The organism is Paenibacillus sp. JCM 18996 (genome assembly GCF_055392555.1).
On sequence record NZ_AP043884.1, the window covers coordinates 576,145 to 593,461 of the forward strand.

The 17,317-nt window shown below is 51.2% G+C and carries 17 protein-coding genes and 1 other annotated feature; of the genes, 15 read left to right on the forward strand and 2 right to left on the reverse strand.

What is annotated here, in order from left to right; genetic code table 11:
* Positions 1 to 65 precede the first annotated feature (65 nt).
* The 12 genes from ftsZ (at position 66) to ileS (ending at position 12,213) form a co-directional block, all read left to right on the forward strand.
* Entirely contained in the window at positions 66 to 1,184 is a 1,119-nt protein-coding gene (ftsZ, locus tag ACZ5N7_RS02765) for a cell division protein FtsZ (protein WP_464657201.1), read from the forward strand.
* A gap of 208 nt (positions 1,185 to 1,392) precedes the next feature.
* The gene (spoIIGA, locus tag ACZ5N7_RS02770; protein WP_464657203.1) at positions 1,393 to 2,295 is read left to right on the forward strand and encodes a sigma-E processing peptidase SpoIIGA; all 903 of its coding nucleotides are present in this window, start codon (positions 1,393 to 1,395) and stop codon (positions 2,293 to 2,295) included.
* Between the two features lie 35 nt (positions 2,296 to 2,330).
* Positions 2,331 to 3,053 (forward strand): RNA polymerase sporulation sigma factor SigE, encoded by a 723-nt coding sequence (gene sigE, locus ACZ5N7_RS02775; RefSeq protein WP_464657205.1) that lies wholly within the window; start codon positions 2,331 to 2,333, stop codon positions 3,051 to 3,053.
* Positions 3,054 to 3,219: 166 nt separating this feature from the next.
* Positions 3,220 to 4,002, forward strand: coding sequence for an RNA polymerase sporulation sigma factor SigG (gene sigG / locus ACZ5N7_RS02780; RefSeq protein ID WP_464657207.1), 783 nt, complete (start codon positions 3,220 to 3,222; stop codon positions 4,000 to 4,002).
* A gap of 580 nt (positions 4,003 to 4,582) precedes the next feature.
* Positions 4,583 to 4,882 carry a YlmC/YmxH family sporulation protein gene (locus ACZ5N7_RS02785; RefSeq protein WP_464659116.1) on the forward strand — a complete coding sequence of 100 codons (300 nt, stop codon included), beginning with the start codon at positions 4,583 to 4,585 and terminating at the stop codon, positions 4,880 to 4,882.
* 310 nt (positions 4,883 to 5,192) lie between these two features.
* On the forward strand, positions 5,193 to 6,065 hold the full coding sequence (pgeF, locus tag ACZ5N7_RS02790; RefSeq protein WP_464657208.1) for a peptidoglycan editing factor PgeF: 873 nt from the start codon (positions 5,193 to 5,195) through the stop codon (positions 6,063 to 6,065).
* A gap of 8 nt (positions 6,066 to 6,073) precedes the next feature.
* Positions 6,074 to 6,760 (forward strand): YggS family pyridoxal phosphate-dependent enzyme, encoded by a 687-nt coding sequence (locus ACZ5N7_RS02795; RefSeq protein WP_464657210.1) that lies wholly within the window; start codon positions 6,074 to 6,076, stop codon positions 6,758 to 6,760.
* A gap of 42 nt (positions 6,761 to 6,802) precedes the next feature.
* Entirely contained in the window at positions 6,803 to 7,228 is a 426-nt protein-coding gene (locus ACZ5N7_RS02800) for a cell division protein SepF (RefSeq protein WP_464657212.1), read from the forward strand.
* A 28-nt stretch (positions 7,229 to 7,256) separates the two neighbouring features.
* Complete coding sequence (locus tag ACZ5N7_RS02805; RefSeq protein WP_464657214.1) at positions 7,257 to 7,526, forward strand: YggT family protein; 270 nt, start codon at positions 7,257 to 7,259, stop codon at positions 7,524 to 7,526.
* A gap of 28 nt (positions 7,527 to 7,554) precedes the next feature.
* The gene (locus ACZ5N7_RS02810; protein WP_464657215.1) at positions 7,555 to 8,331 is read left to right on the forward strand and encodes a YlmH family RNA-binding protein; all 777 of its coding nucleotides are present in this window, start codon (positions 7,555 to 7,557) and stop codon (positions 8,329 to 8,331) included.
* A gap of 101 nt (positions 8,332 to 8,432) precedes the next feature.
* Positions 8,433 to 8,942, forward strand: coding sequence for a DivIVA domain-containing protein (locus ACZ5N7_RS02815; RefSeq protein WP_464657216.1), 510 nt, complete (start codon positions 8,433 to 8,435; stop codon positions 8,940 to 8,942).
* Positions 8,943 to 9,135: 193 nt separating this feature from the next.
* Positions 9,136 to 9,377: a binding site (T-box leader), on the forward strand.
* A 76-nt stretch (positions 9,378 to 9,453) separates the two neighbouring features.
* The gene (ileS, locus tag ACZ5N7_RS02820) at positions 9,454 to 12,213 is read left to right on the forward strand and encodes an isoleucine--tRNA ligase (protein ID WP_464657218.1); all 2,760 of its coding nucleotides are present in this window, start codon (positions 9,454 to 9,456) and stop codon (positions 12,211 to 12,213) included.
* A 60-nt stretch (positions 12,214 to 12,273) separates the two neighbouring features.
* Here the strand turns inward: ileS and ACZ5N7_RS02825 are convergent, their stop codons facing one another.
* Positions 12,274 to 13,026: a TraR/DksA C4-type zinc finger protein gene (locus ACZ5N7_RS02825; protein WP_464657220.1), complete on the reverse strand. Its 753-nt coding sequence runs from the start codon at positions 13,024 to 13,026 to the stop codon at positions 12,274 to 12,276.
* Positions 13,027 to 13,141: 115 nt separating this feature from the next.
* Here ACZ5N7_RS02825 and lspA point away from each other — a divergent pair, with 115 nt between their 5' ends.
* The 3 genes from lspA to ACZ5N7_RS02840 are packed head-to-tail and all read left to right on the forward strand — an operon-like array spanning position 13,142 to position 15,760.
* Positions 13,142 to 13,657 carry a signal peptidase II gene (gene lspA / locus ACZ5N7_RS02830; RefSeq protein ID WP_464657222.1) on the forward strand — a complete coding sequence of 172 codons (516 nt, stop codon included), beginning with the start codon at positions 13,142 to 13,144 and terminating at the stop codon, positions 13,655 to 13,657.
* On the forward strand, positions 13,644 to 14,588 hold the full coding sequence (locus ACZ5N7_RS02835) for an RluA family pseudouridine synthase (protein WP_464657224.1): 945 nt from the start codon (positions 13,644 to 13,646) through the stop codon (positions 14,586 to 14,588). The genes lspA and ACZ5N7_RS02835 overlap by 14 nt, the downstream gene beginning before the upstream one ends.
* A 14-nt stretch (positions 14,589 to 14,602) precedes the next feature.
* Complete coding sequence (locus ACZ5N7_RS02840; RefSeq protein WP_464657226.1) at positions 14,603 to 15,760, forward strand: aminotransferase A; 1,158 nt, start codon at positions 14,603 to 14,605, stop codon at positions 15,758 to 15,760.
* Between the two features lie 307 nt (positions 15,761 to 16,067).
* Here the strand turns inward: ACZ5N7_RS02840 and ACZ5N7_RS02845 are convergent, their stop codons facing one another.
* A complete protein-coding gene (locus ACZ5N7_RS02845; RefSeq protein WP_464657228.1) occupies positions 16,068 to 17,195 on the reverse strand; it encodes an N-acetyldiaminopimelate deacetylase in 1,128 nt (375 codons plus the stop codon).
* Positions 17,196 to 17,317: the final 122 nt, after the last annotated feature.

Below are 17,317 nucleotides of genomic sequence, written 5' to 3' on the forward strand. Positions count from 1 at the left end.
CTTTGAGGGACACGGCAATAAGGCTTCGGCTGACGAATGATAAGTTAGGGGGACATTGGACTGATATGTTTGAATTTGACATGGATATGGACCAGTTTGCTCAAATAAAAGTAATCGGTGTGGGTGGCGGCGGAAGCAACGCGGTCAACCGGATGATAGAAAACGGTGTGAAGGGCGTGGAGTTTATTACGGTAAATACCGACGCTCAAGCCCTTCACCTGGCAAAGTCAGAGCACAGGCTGCAGATCGGCGATAAGCTGACCCGCGGTCTTGGCGCGGGCGCCAATCCCGAGGTCGGCAAGAAAGCCGCCGAGGAATCCAGGGATGTGATCATGAACACTCTGAAAGGCGCCGATATGGTATTCGTCACCGCCGGGATGGGTGGAGGCACAGGTACCGGAGCCGCAGCCGTTATTGCAGAGATAGCCAAAGAGTGCGGCGCGCTTACCGTAGGCGTCGTCACGCGCCCTTTCACTTTCGAAGGCCGCAAACGGGCATCTCAAGCCGAACAAGGCATTATGGCATTAAAGGAAAAGGTTGATACGCTGATCGTCATTCCGAATGACCGTTTGTTGGAAATTGTGGACAAGAAGACTCCAATGCTGGAAGCTTTCCGGGAAGCGGATAACGTGCTTCGCCAAGGCGTGCAGGGGATTTCCGATTTGATTGCCGTTCCCGGCTTGATCAACCTGGATTTCGCGGATGTCAAGACGATAATGACCGAGCGCGGTTCGGCTTTAATGGGAATCGGCGAAGCTACAGGGGAAAACCGCGCTGCCGAGGCAGCCAAGAAAGCGATTATGAGCCCGCTGCTTGAAACGTCTATTGACGGAGCCAGAGGCGTGCTTATGAATATCAGAGGGGGCTCCAGCCTCAGCCTGTATGAAGTGAACGAGGCGGCTGACATTGTCGCATCCGCATCCGACGTGGAAGTGAACATGATCTTCGGTGCGGTGATCGATGAGAGCCTGAAGGATGAGATTATCGTTACCGTGATCGCCACCGGGTTTGAGCACAAGCCTCATGTTCCTGCCGCTCCTTCGCGCCGTCCGGGTTCGCCGGTTCAGGAAACACAGGAAAGCAAACCGAGCCATATCAAGTCTTTTGGCAACGCCCAAACATCCGGCGACCAGCTGGATATCCCGACCTTCCTGCGCAACCGCAACCGCAATAACCACGAATAATTTTATACAAGTATTCAAGGCCCGCAAGAGAATCGAGAGATTCTATTGCGGGCTTTTTGTGCGGTTCCGGTGAGACAGGGCCTTGATGTACGGAAACAGCCAACAGGAAGCGACAAAAAAAGTGAGTCTCTGCCGGCATGATTAGACAGACATTGAATACACATTTTTATATACTAGTCTCAGTCTATCAGACCCGGGAGGAAGGACAGTGGTTGTATACGCGGATGTCATTTTTTTGAACAACCTGCTGATCGATGGAGCGGTCTTAATGACGACAGCGTGGACCCGGAGAGTCAGGGCGGCATGGTGGAGAATCGGGGCTGCGGCACTGATAGGCGCCTCCTACGTAGCCATGATGTTTCTGCCGGAGACGAAGTTTCTTTTTACGTTCGCTGTAAAATGTATATTTTCCATTGTGATGATTATGACTGCGTTCGGTTTCGGAAGCCTTCAACACTTCCTTCGCAATATGGGAGCATTTTACGTCGTTAATTTTGCGGCGGCCGGCGGGATTTTCGGAGCACACTATTTTTTTCAGTCGGCGGATGAAATTTTTCAGGGAATCTGGTTTACGCAGACAGGCAGCCTTCAAGTGGGAGTACCTTTTATATTGATTGTATTCGGCTGTGCTGTGGCGTTGTTCAGAAGTGTGCACCGCAGCGGTCGGGAAAAGGAACAGTTAACCGTTTTTCTGGCGGAGATCACGATTGTAATGGATACCTACGAGACCAAATGTACGGGCTTGATCGATACGGGCAACCAGCTGTACGATCCTTTAACGCGAACGCCGGTGATGGTGATGGAGGTTCTTTTTTGGAAAGACGTTCTGCCTGAAGCCTGGGTGAAAAGAATCCAGCAGTCGGATGTCGAACAGATCGTGACGGCGATGGGAAAGGAGGATTTCGCTTGGCAGGATCGCTTGAGGCTGATCCCATACAGGGGAGTCAACCGCGGGACGCAGTTCATGCTGGCGCTTAAACCGGATAAGGTGGTGATTGCCTATGACGGTAAACAGGTGGAAGCGACGAAGGTGCTGATCGGTCTGGACGGAGGAAAACTAAGCTCGGAAGGGGCATATCAGGCGATTATTCACCCGGCTTTAGTCGAGTAGCAAGCTCTGCACATTACAGTTAGGAGGAACGAGTGATGTTCTTGAAATGGAGACTCCGCCTGCAGATATGGTATTATCGTTTCTTGTTTTTGCTCGGATTAAAAGGGGAAGAGATCTACTATATCGGAGGAAGCGAAGCACTGCCGCCGCCGCTCACGAGGGAAGAGGAGGAGTATCTGCTCGAGAAGCTCCCGTCCGGCGACGCGGCGATTCGCGCCATGCTGATTGAACGCAATCTCCGTCTGGTCGTCTACATCGCCAGAAAGTTCGAGAACACCGGAATTAACATAGAAGACCTGGTGTCCATCGGAGCCATTGGCCTTATCAAAGCGGTAAATACGTTCGATCCCGAGAAGAAAATCAAGCTCGCCACCTACGCTTCCCGCTGTATCGAGAATGAGATTCTGATGTATTTGCGGCGCAACAGCAAGATCCGAACGGAAGTATCCTTCGACGAGCCGCTGAATATCGATTGGGACGGGAACGAACTGCTGCTTTCCGATGTGCTCGGCACAGAGAATGACACAATTTATCGCAATATCGAGGAACAGGTGGACCGGAAGCTGCTGCATAAAGCTTTGGATAAGCTGAGCGAAAGAGAACGGATTATTATGGAGCTTCGTTTTGGGCTGCAGGACGGCGAGGAGAAGACGCAGAAGGATGTGGCCGATATGCTGGGAATCTCCCAGTCGTACATATCCAGGCTTGAGAAAAGGATAATCAAACGGCTTCGCAAGGAATTCAATAAAATGGTGTAGGCGGCAAAAAAAGTTTTTATTTTGTGTAAGCGTCAACTTCCATGCGGAATGCGATAGAGCAATTCAACAGTAAAAGTCAAGTCGGCGGCAACGCGTCCGGAAACGCATAAAATGGATTCCCGCGGAGATAATTTACAGTAATGTTTCTCCTTGGGAGGTAATCACGATGACCCGGAATAAAGTCGAGATTTGTGGAGTTGATACCGCCAAACTGCCTGTTCTCACCAATGTGGAAATGCGCGAGTTGTTCGACCGGCTTCAAACGAAAAATGAACTGGCGGCAAGAGAGAAATTGGTTAACGGCAACCTGAGGCTTGTGCTGAGCGTGATACAAAGGTTCAATAACCGCGGCGAATTCGTCGACGATCTGTTCCAGGTCGGCTGCATCGGCTTGATGAAGGCGATCGACAATTTTGATCTGGGCCAGAATGTTAAGTTTTCAACCTATGCCGTGCCTATGATTATCGGCGAGATTCGCCGTTATTTAAGGGATAACAATCCGATTCGCGTGTCGCGTTCCCTTAGGGATATCGCCTACAAGGCGCTTCAGGTGCGGGACAGCCTGACAAATGTCAATTCGCGGGAACCCACCATCTATGAAATTTCCGAAGCGTTGAATGTGCCGAAGGAAGATGTGGTCTTCGCCCTCGACGCTATCCAGGATCCGGTGTCGCTGTTCGAGCCGATTTACCATGACGGCGGAGATCCCATCTATGTGATGGATCAAATCAGCGACGAGCGCAATAAAGACGTCTCGTGGATTGAGGGCATTGCCCTGCGGGAAGCGATGAGAAGGCTCAATGAACGCGAGAAAATGATTCTGTCGATGCGGTTCTTTGAAGGCAAGACGCAGATGGAAGTCGCCGATGAGATCGGCATTTCCCAAGCCCAGGTGTCCAGGCTGGAGAAGTCGGCCATATCGCAAATGCAAAAATACGTGAAAAATTAACCCCGAAAACCTGTCGGCGCCGCCGAACAGGTTTTTTTATGTTAAAGAAAGATTCAATCCGAGGCCAAAGGACTCCCTGCCTTGGCAGAACTATTGTGAACGGTGCATTTACGGCGGTAACGGATTCTTATTCCGTTATTCCCGGATTTCCCGCTCCCCGCCCCGCCTGACATTAACGGAATTTAATTCCTTAATGCAAGGAAATAATCGGGAAATACCGCATTAGCGGAATTACATTCCGTAATCCCGGGAAATTTCCGGGAAATAGTGCGGGAAACGTGAAGACGTCTCGGAGTAGATCTAACAAAGAAAAAGGCTATGAGGCGAAAAGTACAGGATCCGTCTTTGGTGTCCGTGTTCCCGCCGCTTAACCTCATCAAGGAACACGGCACCAACAGCGGCTGGAGCCCTAGTACCCTTTTCTTCCTAAGCACAATAGTTTGGTTCACTGCAAAAGTCGAATGGATGCCTTCACCCGCGCGGTGATTTTGTGAGTAAATTAGGACATTTCGGGCTGCTGCCACATATAGTAATAGGGAGAAGCGTTTTGAAAATTCATGGAGATCGTGGTGGTCGCATCGTGAAAATATCCGATTTTCAAACAAAAGACGTTATTAATATTGTCGACGGGAAAAAGCTGGGCCAAATCAGCGATCTCGAGCTGGACCTGCGCCAGGGAAGGATCGATTCCATCGTAGTGCCAAATCAGGGCCGTTTCTTCGGTTTGTTCGGAGGGTCGACGGATGTAATCATCCCTTGGAAGAACATCGTGAAGATCGGCATGGACGTCGTGCTCGTTAAGCTGGATGACGTCAAAATCACACGTGGGACAGAGGATAAAGAAGAGACCTACGATTTCAACCGTCAATATAACGCATAATGCAAAATGAGGCACAACAGCCGACCCATATTGTGCTGGCAGCTCTCCGGCGGATATGCGGAATTTAGCGAAAAGGCAAGGGGCACAACAGGCCGTCCCGTATGAAGCGGGCAGCACTATTGTGCCTTGTCTTTTGGGCTCCATTCGAACTGCGGGGATTAAGCTGCGGAGCTTCGTTTCACTTTTGCAGGACTATTGCTGGCGGCCTAATTCTGTGTCAAAATTTGTAGGGCGTCGGCTGCAGGTTGTGTTACACTAGAAAAATAAAGCTTTGGCATGCGCCAAAGTTTGTGGACACGGGAGGAGACGCATGGAACCTTTTGTAAAAGAACCGGGACAGCCTGTTTTATATCGTTTGGAGAAATGGACCGACCGTTTCAGCTTCCTTACTGCGGGGGTCACCTCCCGGGAAGGCGGAGTCAGCCAAGGGGACTTTTCATCGCTGAACTGCGGGCTTCATGTGGCGGACCGTCCGGATGCGGTCATTGCCAATCGCAGGAAGGTGGCCGCGAGGCTGGGAGTCTCTTTTGAAGCGCTCACTTTCGCCGATCAGGTGCACGGGAATGATATTGCCATTATCACGGAGCGGGAACGTGGCATGGGAAGAGAGTCGATGGAAACCGCCCTGCAGAAAACCGACGGGTTTGTATCGAATGTTGCCGGAGTCGTCCTGTGCGCGATGTTTGCGGACTGCGTTCCGCTTTATTTTGTCGATCCCGTGCGTAAAGCCGTCGGCCTGGCCCATGCGGGCTGGAAAGGCACAGTGCTGCGCATTGCGGAGAAAACAGTCCGGGCTATGACGGAATCGTTCGGTAGCCGTCCGGAGGATATCCTGGGTGCTGTAGGGCCTTCGATCGGCGTGTGCTGCTACGAGGTGGATCAAATGGTAATCGACCGGGTAAAGGAAGCGTTAGGGCCAGACAACTTCGGCGATGCCGGGAATCATGATTCCATGCCTTTTTACGAAAGAAAACCGGGCGGAAAATACATGCTGAACTTGCAACACACTAATCGACACATTATGATAAAAGCAGGAATTTTGCCGTCTCATATCGAAATAAGCAATTTATGCACCAGCTGTCAAAACGAAATTTTTTTCTCCCATCGTAAAGAAGGCGGGAAAACAGGCAGGATCATGGCTTATTTAGGGATTCTACAGGAAAGGCATCAGGCGGGAAAGTGAGATAGTTTATGGACTTTTTAAAACGTGTAAAAGAGATAGAGGACAGAATCGCAAACGCATGCGAAAGAAGCGGAAGAAGACGGAGCGACGTGCAGGTGGTCGCAGTTACGAAGTACGTCTCACTGGAAACGACCCGTATGGTGATGGAGAACGGATTCACCCATATCGGCGAGAACCGCTGGCAGGATGCGCAGCCCAAATGGGAAGCGCTTGACGGCGCCGGCACCTGGCATTTTATCGGCCATCTGCAGACGAACAAGGTGAAGGAAGTGGCAGGCAGATTCTCTTATATCCATTCGCTGGACAGGCTCTCTCTGGCGAAAGAGATCGAGAAGAAAGCCGCCTCTCTCGGGATTACGGCCCGATGTTTCATACAGCTCAACATATCGGGCGAAGATACGAAATTCGGCATGGGACCGGAAGCGTTATTTTCCTTTGTGAAAGAAATTCGGAACATGGAGCATATACATATCGCCGGTTTAATGACTATGGCGCCCTATGAAGCGGAGCCCGAGGCAACCCGGCCGGTGTTCAGGCGGCTGCGTGAGCTGCGGGATGAGCTGAACGGCACAGGAATGCTCCGCTACGAGGTCGAAGGGCTGTCGATGGGGATGTCGGGCGATTTTGAGGTGGCCGTGGAAGAGGGCGCTACCTGGATCAGGCTGGGCACCGTCTTGGTCGGAAAGGAACTGTAAACCGGTTCCGCAAATATATCTCTTAGAAATGGAGTGACGGCAATGGGTATAATGAATAAGTTCATGCATTTTATCGGAATGCAGGAAGAGGAAGAGATCATACAGCGCGAGCGTGTGGTGGAAGCCCCGGCGGAAGAGCATGAAACCAATACGCCCGATGCGCGTAAGAATAAGAATAATATCGTGAGCATACATTCCCAGAAGAATGTGCGGGTGGTGCTGAACGAACCCCATTCTTTCGAAGAGACTCAGGATATTGCGGACCATTTGCGCTCCAGAAGGCCTGTCATCGTCAACCTTCACAGGGTCAGGCCGGAAATCGCAATGCGGATCGTGGATTTTCTAAGCGGTACCGTGTATGCCCTGAACGGCAACATGTCCAAACTCGGCACCAATATTTTTCTGTGCACACCGGACTCCATCGAGATTCAAGGATCCATTAAGGACATACTACACGAAGAAACTTAAGTCATAATAACTTTATGAGGTGAACGGATTGTATAACAGTGTTAACTCGACGATTGATTTATTAGGCTCCATCTATTCCTATATGATTATAGGATATGTTTTATTATCATGGCTCCCGAATGTCCGGGACAGCTTTATCGGCGAATGGCTGGGAAAATTAGTCGAGCCATACCTTTCGGTTTTCCGCCGGTTTATTCCCCCGATCGGTGGCATGATCGACCTTTCTCCGATTATTGCGCTGATCGCTTTGAGATTCGTTATTCTCGGCATTAAAGTGGTTGTCGGCTTCTTTATTTAACCTTTTATCTTCAACAATGTGAGGGATTATGGATATATATTCGCATTTTCATCCGGATGAGCAGCCATTTATCGACAAAGCGGCCGAGTGGGTGGACAAAGCCGCCCGGAATCACGCAGTCAAAAGAACTGATTTTCTGGATCCGAGACAGGCGTTTATTCTCAGTACACTTGTCAACCGCGAACCGGATGTGCACATCCGCCTTGACGGAGGATATGGCGAAGCGGAACGCAAGAGGGCGATTACAGCCCCGGACTACAGGCCGCTTGATGAAGAGGACATGGGCATCAGGGTGCTCTCTATCACTTCCGGAGACAATAAGTTTCTTACTTTGGAGCATGGAGATTACATGGGCGCCATCCTCGGCTTAGGGATGAAAAGGGACAAGATCGGTGACATACACGTCCATGAAGACGGCTGCCACTGCCTGATCGCGGAGGAAGTGAGCGATTTCATGCGGCTTGAGCTGAGACAGGTGCATAAAGTGAATGTGCTGACCGAGATTTTGCCGGTGGACGAGCTCCGAACGTCGGCTGCTTCCCTGGAGGAAGCCCATATCTCGGTCGCTTCCCTGCGTCTCGACGGGATTGCGAGCGACGTGTTCCATCTGAGCAGAGCCAAAATTCTTCTCCCGATCAAAGCCGGACGCTGCCGCGTCAACTGGAAGGCCGAGGATGACCCGAGCACGCCGCTGAAAGCGGGGGACATGGTATCGATTCAGGGCTTTGGCCGGTTTAAAATGCTGGAAGTCGAAGGCGTAACGAAAAAAGGCAGATGGCGGGTCAAAATCGGAAAGTATGTGTAAGTCCAGGCAGGAATATCTTTTTTCATGTCGAATAATAAGCTGTAATGTCCTTTCCTTTATCGTCGGACGGAACGGTTTTAAAATATGTAGGAGGTGCAGCAATGCCGTTAACACCATTAGATATACATAATAAGGAGTTCGGCCGTTCTTTCCGCGGCTATGACGAGGATGAAGTGAATGAGTTTCTTGATCAGGTCATTAAAGATTATGAGGCGCTGATCCGCGAAAACAAGGAGCTGCAGAACCGACTGACGACGATTCAAGAGCGTTTGGACCATTTCAGCACCATCGAGGAAACGTTGAGCAAAACGATTATTGTGGCGCAGGAAGCAGCCGACGAGGTCAAGACCAACGCCAAGAAAGAAGCGCAGCTGATCGTTAAAGAGGCGGAGAAGAACGCTGACCGCATCATTAACGAATCGTTGGTCAAATCCCGCCAGATTGCTATAGAGATTGAAGAGTTACGCAAACAGGCTTCCGTTTACAGAACGCGTTTCCGTACGCTTCTGGAAGCGCAGCTGGAGATATTGGGCAAAGAGGAATGGGAAGCTCTGGACCGCAGCGAGCGCATGGATCGACTGGAGCGCAACGAGCTGGAGAAGCTGGGCTGAGAGAATACGCACGGTTCGCCCGGCGCGGATGAAGCTGAGAGACTGCCGCTGAAGTTCTTGATCCTGCTCTTTTAGCATTTCGTCGTCCTCCTCGTATGCGGTATTGCACGCGGGTGGTCAGACCCCATGCCGCCCAGGTTGGTTGACGGAGCCCGGGAAATCCGATATACTTCATCGTAACGTTATATTTTTCGTCAAAGCGATGAATAGGAAGAGTAGTCCGCTCCATTCGGAGCCAGCGAGTTAGGGATACGGTGTGAGCCTAACCTTCGACAGCGGCCGAAAATCACCTATGAGCGTCTCTTGAACGCCAGACCAGTAAAGAGAATCGGGTAATTCCGTTATCAATTGGCGAGTGACAGCTTGCAGAAGGGCGATCGGTTCTTTTGCTGCTTTCAATAAGGGTGGTACCGCGGGTAACTTCTCGTCCCTTCTGGGATGAGAAGTTTTTTTGCTTTTTTACCGTCAAATTAGATGTCCAGGTTTATTAAAGAAAAAGGAGAGATTGGCAATGGATTATGGCAAGACTTTAAATCTGCTGAAGACCGATTTCCCAATGCGCGGAAACCTGCCTGCGGCTGAGCCGAAAATGCAGGAATGGTGGGAAGAGATCGATATTTACAAGCAGGTACAGGAGAGCCGCAAAGGCAAACCGAAGTTTATCCTGCACGACGGGCCTCCGTATGCGAATGGCGATATTCATATCGGGCATGCTTTGAACAAAATTTTGAAGGATTTTATCGTCCGGTTCAAAACGATGCAGGGCTTTGACGCGCCCTATGTACCGGGTTGGGATACGCACGGTTTGCCGATCGAGCAGGCCATTTCCAACAGCGGCAAGGTGGACCGCAAAAAAATGGGGGTACCTGAATTCCGTGAATACTGCAAAGAGTACGCTTTGCAGTGGGTGGAAAAGCAGAAAAGCCAATTCAAGCGCCTGTCAGTCAGGGGAGATTGGAACAATCCCTATATTACGCTGATGCCTGAATATGAAGCGGAGCAAATCCGCCTCTTCGGAACGATGGTGCAGCGCGGATACATTTATAAAGGGCTCAAGCCGGTGTACTGGTCTCCTTCTTCCGAAAGCGCTCTTGCCGAAGCGGAAATCGAGTATAAGGAGAAAACTTCCCCGTCCATCTATGTGGCTTTCGAGGTTAAGGACGGCAAAGGCAAGCTGCCTGAAGATGCTTCCATTGTCATCTGGACGACAACTCCATGGACGCTTCCTGCGAACCTTGGAATCAGCGTGCATCCGGATTTCGACTATGTGGTGGTCGAGGTGGAGGGCAAAAAATACGTCCTGGCCGAAGGCATGCTGGAAGCGGCGGCCAAAGAAATCGGCTGGACGGATTGGACGGTCCTGTCGAAACTGAAAGGATCGGAAATGGAGTATGTGCTGTGCCAGCATCCGTTCTATGACCGAGCCTCCCTTGTTATGGTCGGAGACCATGTAACCCTGGATGCCGGTACCGGATGCGTTCACACCGCTCCGGGACACGGGGAGGAAGACTTTGCGGTCGGCCAGCGGTACGGCATCGGCGTGCTCAGCCCAATTGACGATGCGGGGCATCTGACGGCTGAAGCGCCCGGCTTTGAAGGAGTGTTCTACGATAAAGCGAACAAGCTGATCACCGAGAAGCTGCAGGAATCGGGCCATCTGCTTAAGCTCAGTTTCATTACTCATCAATACGCGCATGACTGGAGAACGAAGAAGCCGGTTATCTATCGCGCAACCGAGCAGTGGTTTGCGTCGATCGACAAGTTCCGGCAGGAAATGCTGGAGGAAATCAAGGAGATCAAATGGACGCCGGAGTGGGGAGAAGTAAGGCTGCACAATATGATCGCAGACCGTGGAGATTGGTGTATTTCCAGGCAGCGCGCGTGGGGCGTGCCGATTCCGATGTTCTATTGCCGCAGCTGCAGCCATCCTTTTGTGAATGAAGCGACAATCGAGCATGTGGCGCAAATTTTTGCCAAGGAAGGCTCCAACGCATGGTTCATTAGAGATGAGAAGGATCTGCTGCCGGAAGGTATGGTTTGTCCGGAGTGCGGGGGAGAACACTTCCGTAAGGAAACGGACATTATGGATGTCTGGTTTGATTCCGGCTCCAGCCATGCGGCCGTGCTGCAAGCGCGTCCGGAGCTGCAGTGGCCTGCGGACTTGTATCTGGAAGGTTCCGACCAATACCGCGGCTGGTACAACTCGTCCTTGATTACAGGCGTCGCGACCAAAGGCGAAGCGCCGTATGAAGGCATCCTCAGCCATGGATTTACTCTGGACGGAGAAGGACGCAAAATGTCCAAGTCGCTCGGCAATACGGTTGATCCCAACCAGGTGAGCAACAAGCTCGGGGCGGATATCCTGCGTTTGTGGGTATCATCTGTCGATTACCAATCGGACGTCAGGATCTCGGATAACATCCTTACCCAAATTTCCGAAAATTACCGCAAAATCCGCAATACGTTAAGATTCCTGCTTGGCAACTTGAATGGCTTCAATCCGTATGAAGACCAAGTGGAATTCGGGCAATTGAATGAGCTCGACCAATTTGCGTTGATCCGGCTGAACCGGATGGCTGAACGCGTGCTCAAGGCTTACGAGAAGTACGAATTCCATGTGGTGTATCAATCGATCCATCATTTCTGCGCTGTTGAACTGAGCGCATTCTATCTGGATATCATCAAAGACCGTTTATACGCGAGCGCTCCGAACGATGCGGGCAGGAAAGCCGCCCAATCGGTGCTGTATGACGCATTGATGTCAATTACCAAACTGATGGCACCGATTCTGCCTTATACTGCGGATGAGGTATGGAAATTCATCCCGGGAACTGAGCTTCCAAGCGTACAGATGAGCGAGTTTCCGGCAATCCGCACTGCGTATTATAACGATACTCTGGAAAGCAAGTGGAACCGGTTTATCGATATCCGCGATGAAGCGCTCAAAGCGTTGGAGGAGGCCCGGCAGGGGAAAGTCATCGGCAACTCTTTAAGCGCCGCGCTGCATCTGTACCCGACGGCGGAAACAAGGGAAGTGCTGTCACAGCTGAGTGAGCTGGATCAATTGTTTATCGTTTCCGCGGTGTACGTTCACGGAGAAGAGGAATCCGCTCCGGACTCCGCGAACAAGCATATGGCTGTTGAAGTAGAGGTTGCGGATGGGGAGAAATGCGAAAGATGCTGGATCGTAACTCCTGAAGTGGGGCAAAGCCAAGAGCATCCGACTCTGTGCAAACGATGCGCTGCCGTAGTGGAAACATTGGAACTCTGAATGAGGGTGCAGCAGCAGAACGCTGAGCATCGCATCGGTTCTGCTGCCGTTTTACGAATGTCAGCTATAGAGGTGATCGTCGTTTTCTTCTTCATAAAGGTCGTCGGGCTCGAGCAGACCCTGGCCTTCTCGGCCTGACATATATTTCCGGTAAGCTTCATTGCGAACCACCGAAACGTTCTGGCCGTACATGTCGGTGGCTATGAAACTTTCGTACAGTTCGACATATCCGTCGTTCTCGTCCGCTTCGATGTACATTTCGTCGTAATCGTCAATGTCCCGTCCTTCCTGCATGGCAGGACTGTTGGAGGAGCCGTACCTTTCAACGATCTGCCAGGCGTCTTCACCGTCAAACTGGTTCTGCTCCGGCAGCTCGTCCAGGCTGGTCCGTCCGAACGGAGGCGCCAGCACTTCTTCTTCTACTGGTCTGTCGTCGGAGGAATACCGGTTAGGGACGTGCTTGATGCAGTACAATGTGGTCGGTACAGCCTGCAGCCGTTCGAACGGAATGGGCTGTCGGCAGACCGAACAGGAGCCGTATGTGCCGTGCCTTAACGCGTCAAGGGCCACAAGCACATCCTCCAGATGGTGTGTGGCATTTTCATTGAGCGCAATATCCTTTTCACGTTCGAATGTTTCGGTGCCGATGTCGGCAGGATGATTATCGTAGGTGGAAAGTTCACTCATATTATCCCGCAAAGAGCCGTTCAAGTTAAAATGGTCGTTGAGTTGGAATTGTTTTTCAGAATCCCGCTTTTCGTCCAAAAGAGTGTTCCATAATTGCTTGAGCTGGTCCTGTGTCAAGTGGCTCATCAGTGTAACTTCTCCCTTCCCAAACAGTTTGGCCTTGCCTATAGCTTGGTCAGAATCCGGTTTTTCTAGTGAGGGAATTGCATGAACAGATAGGAATTCGTTAGGAGGACTCGGCTTGAAATTGTTAAAATTTTATGGGTTGGCACTGGTTGTCTTTCTTTTGGACCAAGCGACGAAATGGTACATTGTCAATCATTTGGCGCTTTACGAATCCAGATCGGTGATCGGAGAATTTTTTCAAATCGTATCGCATCGCAACCGCGGGGCGGCTTTCGGTATACTGCAGAACCAGAGATGGTTTTTCATCGCAATTACGATAGCGGTCGTGATCGGGATTATATGGTACCTTCACCGTACAGTGGCCGAGCGGAAAAAGCTTCTGCCGTTTGCGTTAAGCCTTTTGCTTGGAGGAGCTTTAGGGAATTTCGTGGACCGCGCGCTGTTCGGCGAGGTTGTGGATTTTTTCCAGTTCACTTTCCGGTTTAACTTTCTGGGCAAGGACATAGACTATACGTATCCTATATTCAATGTCGCGGATTCGGCGATCGTGGCCGGAGTGGTCCTTATTTTCGTGGACTCGCTTCTGGCTTGGAGAAAAGAAAGACGGGGTTTGACCAATGACGGCAACTGAGCGTGACAGCGCGGAAAGCTTGGAATGGACGGTGGAGCAGGACGCGGTGTCCGAGCGCATCGACAAATTCATAACGGACTCGATCGAAGAAGAAGTCTCACGGACCCAGGTGCAGATGTGGGTAAAAAACGGCAATGTGACCGTGAACGGAAGCCCCGTAAAACCTAATTATAAACTTTCGCTGAATGATTCAGTCGTGTTGACCATTCCGGAACCCGAATCTGTTGAAATCGAAGCTGAACCGATACCGATTGAAGTGGTGTATGAAGACTCCGATGTGATAGTGGTGAACAAACCGAGAGGAATGGTCGTTCATCCGGCGGTAGGCCACTACAACGGGACATTGGTCAATGCGCTCATGTATCACTGCACAGATCTGTCGGGCATTAATGGCGAGCTGCGCCCCGGCATCGTACACCGCATCGACAAGGACACTTCCGGATTGATTATGGCAGCCAAAAATGACCTCGCACACGCCGGATTGGCCGAACAGCTCAAGGAACACAGTGTAAGCCGCAAATACGTCGCACTCGTGCACGGAAATGTGCCTCATGATCACGGCACCATCGACGCGCCCATCGGCAGGGACCCGAAAGACCGCAAGCTGTATACGGTCAGGCAGGACAACAGCAAGCAGGCGGTAACACATTTTCTGGTGCTCGAACGTTTTGGAGATTACACTTTGGTTGAATTAAAGCTGGAGACCGGCAGGACTCATCAAATCCGCGTGCACATGAAGTTCATCGGCCATCCATTAGTCGGCGACCCGTCGTACGGCAAGACGAAGGAAAAGGGGCCGACCATTGCAGGTCAGGCTCTCCACGCGAAGGTCCTTGGCTTCGTCCACCCGAGGTCGGGAGAAACTTTGGAGTTCGAAGCGCCGATGCCGCAGGATATGGAGGAACTGCTCGCGATACTGCGAAACAGATAATGGGGGAAACCAGAATGGAACACCTTATCAACGAACGAGTAAAAGATATTCAAATATCCGGAATACGACGGATCGCGAATCTGGTCAGCGGGTACAGGGATGTCGTTTCCTTGACGATCGGCCAGCCGGACTTTGCCACACCCAACCATATTCTTGAAGCCGGCAAGAAAGCGATTGATGCCCATAAGACAACTTACACGCCTAACCATGGTCTTTTGGAGCTGAGACAAGCCGCAAGCGATTTCGTGCGGATTAAGTACGGTTTGGACTATCGTCCGGAAGATGAGGTTATTGTCACCACCGGGGCCAGCCAGGCTTTGGATATAACGCTGCGCACGATTCTGGCGGAAGGCTCTGAGGTCATTCTTCCCGCTCCGGTCTATCCGGGTTATGAGCCTCTTATCCGGTTGTGCGGAGCAACGCCGGTCTACGTCGATACAACGGATCACGGCTTTATAATGACAGCAGATCTGATTGCCTCTAAAATAACGGAGAAGACTCGCTGCATCATTTTGTGCTATCCCTCCAACCCTACCGGACGCTTGATGAACCGCCGGGAGCTTAAGGAAATTGCGGACCTGCTTGAGGGAAAAGAAATTTTTGTCATTTCTGATGAAATCTACAGCGAGCTCATTTACGAAGACAGGCACCACTCTATCGCGGCGCTGCCCGGTATGAGAGAAAAGACGATTGTCATCAACGGCTTGTCCAAATCCCACTCAATGACGGGCTGGAGGATAGGCTTCACCTTTGCCCCGGCGGCGCTCACTCAACATATGGTGAAGGTTCACCAGTATAATGTGACTTGTGCCAGCTCTATTTCTCAATATGCGGCTCTGGAAGCTTTGACGAACGGTGTGGACGACGCGGAGCCGATGAAGCGGGAATATAAGAAAAGAAGAGACTTCGTTTATTCGCGGTTGGCGGAAATGGGGTTTGATGTGATTTTGCCGGAAGGTGCCTTTTATATTTTTCCGTCTGTAAAATCCTTTGGATTGGAATCTATGGTTTTTACGATGAGGCTGTTGGAAGAGCAGAGGGTGGCTGTAGTCCCCGGTGACGCGTTTACCTCTTATGGGGAAGGGTATGTGCGTATTTCCTATGCTTATTCTATGGAAGTGTTGCAAGAAGGGATGATCAGATTGGAAAGATTCATAGAAAGCCTGAAGTAAAGAAGCGGACTTAAAATTTTGTGGGGGGACGGAAGTGACTCCCTTTCTGTATTTATGGGTAAGTTTTTCTTCCCGTTCATTATTGTGAAATTTTGGGCGGAGAGCTTCAAGATATGGACGAGGAGGGTTTGGAACAGCGCTATTTTGAGGCAGAGGAAAGGTCGCCCTCAGCGCGCCCCTACCCTCCCATCCGTTGGACGTTTTACGCGGGTACTCAGCAGGTGCCGATTCCCGGGGCTCCCTGCAAAGTAATCGGATTTCGCTTCGAAGCTTCACTTCACTTTGTGGGGTTTCTTCAAGTGTAAAACTAGCGGTTCGACTTCCATTCCAGGTATGAAGTGACCAGCTGCACCGCTACTCCGATGGCGCTATCGTCCGGCTCGATCTTCGCATGATGAAGGCCGTAGGGGGTGTCCACCCCGAGCCAGAACATGAATCCGGGAATCTCCTCAAGAAAATAGCCGAAATCTTCCCCGGTCATTGCTTCTTTGCTGCGGACCAGTTGTACAAGGCCGGAGCCTGCGGCCCAGTCCATGAATTCCGCAGTTGTCTCCTCATGATTGTAAACCTGACGGTAATTGGAACCGTAGTCGATTTCGGCCCGGCACTGGAAACCGGCTTCGATTCCTTTTACCAGAGCTTCTATCCTTGACTTCACCTTAGCCATCGTATCGGCGGAGAAAGTTCGGATTGTCCCTTCCAGCCGGGCTTTCTCCGCTATGATGTTCTGTTTGGTACCGCCTTCGATTTTACCGACGGTGATGACCGAGGAGTCCAGCGGATCGATATTGCGGGAAATGACCGATTGCAGCTGGGTCACCAGATGGGAGGCCGCAACGACCATATCGTTGGCCAGGTGGGGGAATGCGGCATGACCGCCTTTGCCGACGAGATCGATGAACAGCTCGGAGGTATTCGCGAACAGAATGCCCGGCTTTGTCGCGACGGTTCCCACTTTATATTCCGGCGCAATATGAAGCGCAAAGATATAATCCGGTTTCCACTCGCGGAATTCTTCGCTTTCAAGCATCGGCTGGGCACCTCCCGGGCCTTCTTCGGCGGGCTGGAAGATTAGAAGCAGGTCGTCTTTCAGCGGATGTTTCGCAAAATGGGCCAATATCCCCAGTCCGATCGTCATATGCACGTCATGTCCGCAGGCGTGCATATATCCTTCGTGGGTGGAACGGAAATCGTACGAGGTGTCTTCCGGAATCGGCAGGCCGTCCATGTCTGCGCGAAACCCGTAGCGGACGGCAGGCTGCTCGCCGCGGACGAGTACCAGCACTCCGGTGCGCCAGGTTTTCACTTCGAGCCGGTTTTGGGGAAGCCCTGCGATGTAATCCAGAAGAAACTGCTGGGTTTTAAACTCTTGGAAACCCGGCTCGGGTATTTGATGGAGCTGACGGCGGATGCCGATTAAAGAACTGGCTGTCATGATAAGCCTCCTTAAGTGAAAAAGCATAAGCTAAGGCTTATGCTTGCAAACGAATATAGCATTGCACAGATATCTTCGAGTAGAGTCATAGTGCAGTTTCTTAACGTGCTAGAAAAAATTCA

Excerpts from the sequence above, each read along its gene's own strand:
- sigE (WP_464657205.1), top strand. The coding sequence starts at position 2,331 with ATGTTCTTGAAATGGAGACTCCGCCTGCAGATATGGTATTATCGTTTC.
- ACZ5N7_RS02800 (WP_464657212.1), top strand. The coding sequence starts at position 6,803 with ATGGGTATAATGAATAAGTTCATGCATTTTATCGGAATGCAGGAAGAG.
- ACZ5N7_RS02845 (WP_464657228.1), bottom strand. The coding sequence starts at position 17,195 with ATGACAGCCAGTTCTTTAATCGGCATCCGCCGTCAGCTCCATCAAATA.
- ACZ5N7_RS02795 (WP_464657210.1), top strand. The coding sequence starts at position 6,074 with ATGGACTTTTTAAAACGTGTAAAAGAGATAGAGGACAGAATCGCAAAC.
- ftsZ (WP_464657201.1), top strand. The coding sequence starts at position 66 with ATGTTTGAATTTGACATGGATATGGACCAGTTTGCTCAAATAAAAGTA.
- pgeF (WP_464657208.1), top strand. The coding sequence starts at position 5,193 with ATGGAACCTTTTGTAAAAGAACCGGGACAGCCTGTTTTATATCGTTTG.
- ACZ5N7_RS02840 (WP_464657226.1), top strand. The coding sequence starts at position 14,603 with ATGGAACACCTTATCAACGAACGAGTAAAAGATATTCAAATATCCGGA.
- ACZ5N7_RS02815 (WP_464657216.1), top strand. The coding sequence starts at position 8,433 with ATGCCGTTAACACCATTAGATATACATAATAAGGAGTTCGGCCGTTCT.
- sigG (WP_464657207.1), top strand. The coding sequence starts at position 3,220 with ATGACCCGGAATAAAGTCGAGATTTGTGGAGTTGATACCGCCAAACTG.
- ileS (WP_464657218.1), top strand. The coding sequence starts at position 9,454 with ATGGATTATGGCAAGACTTTAAATCTGCTGAAGACCGATTTCCCAATG.
- ACZ5N7_RS02825 (WP_464657220.1), bottom strand. The coding sequence starts at position 13,026 with ATGAGCCACTTGACACAGGACCAGCTCAAGCAATTATGGAACACTCTT.
- ACZ5N7_RS02835 (WP_464657224.1), top strand. The coding sequence starts at position 13,644 with ATGACGGCAACTGAGCGTGACAGCGCGGAAAGCTTGGAATGGACGGTG.
- ACZ5N7_RS02810 (WP_464657215.1), top strand. The coding sequence starts at position 7,555 with ATGGATATATATTCGCATTTTCATCCGGATGAGCAGCCATTTATCGAC.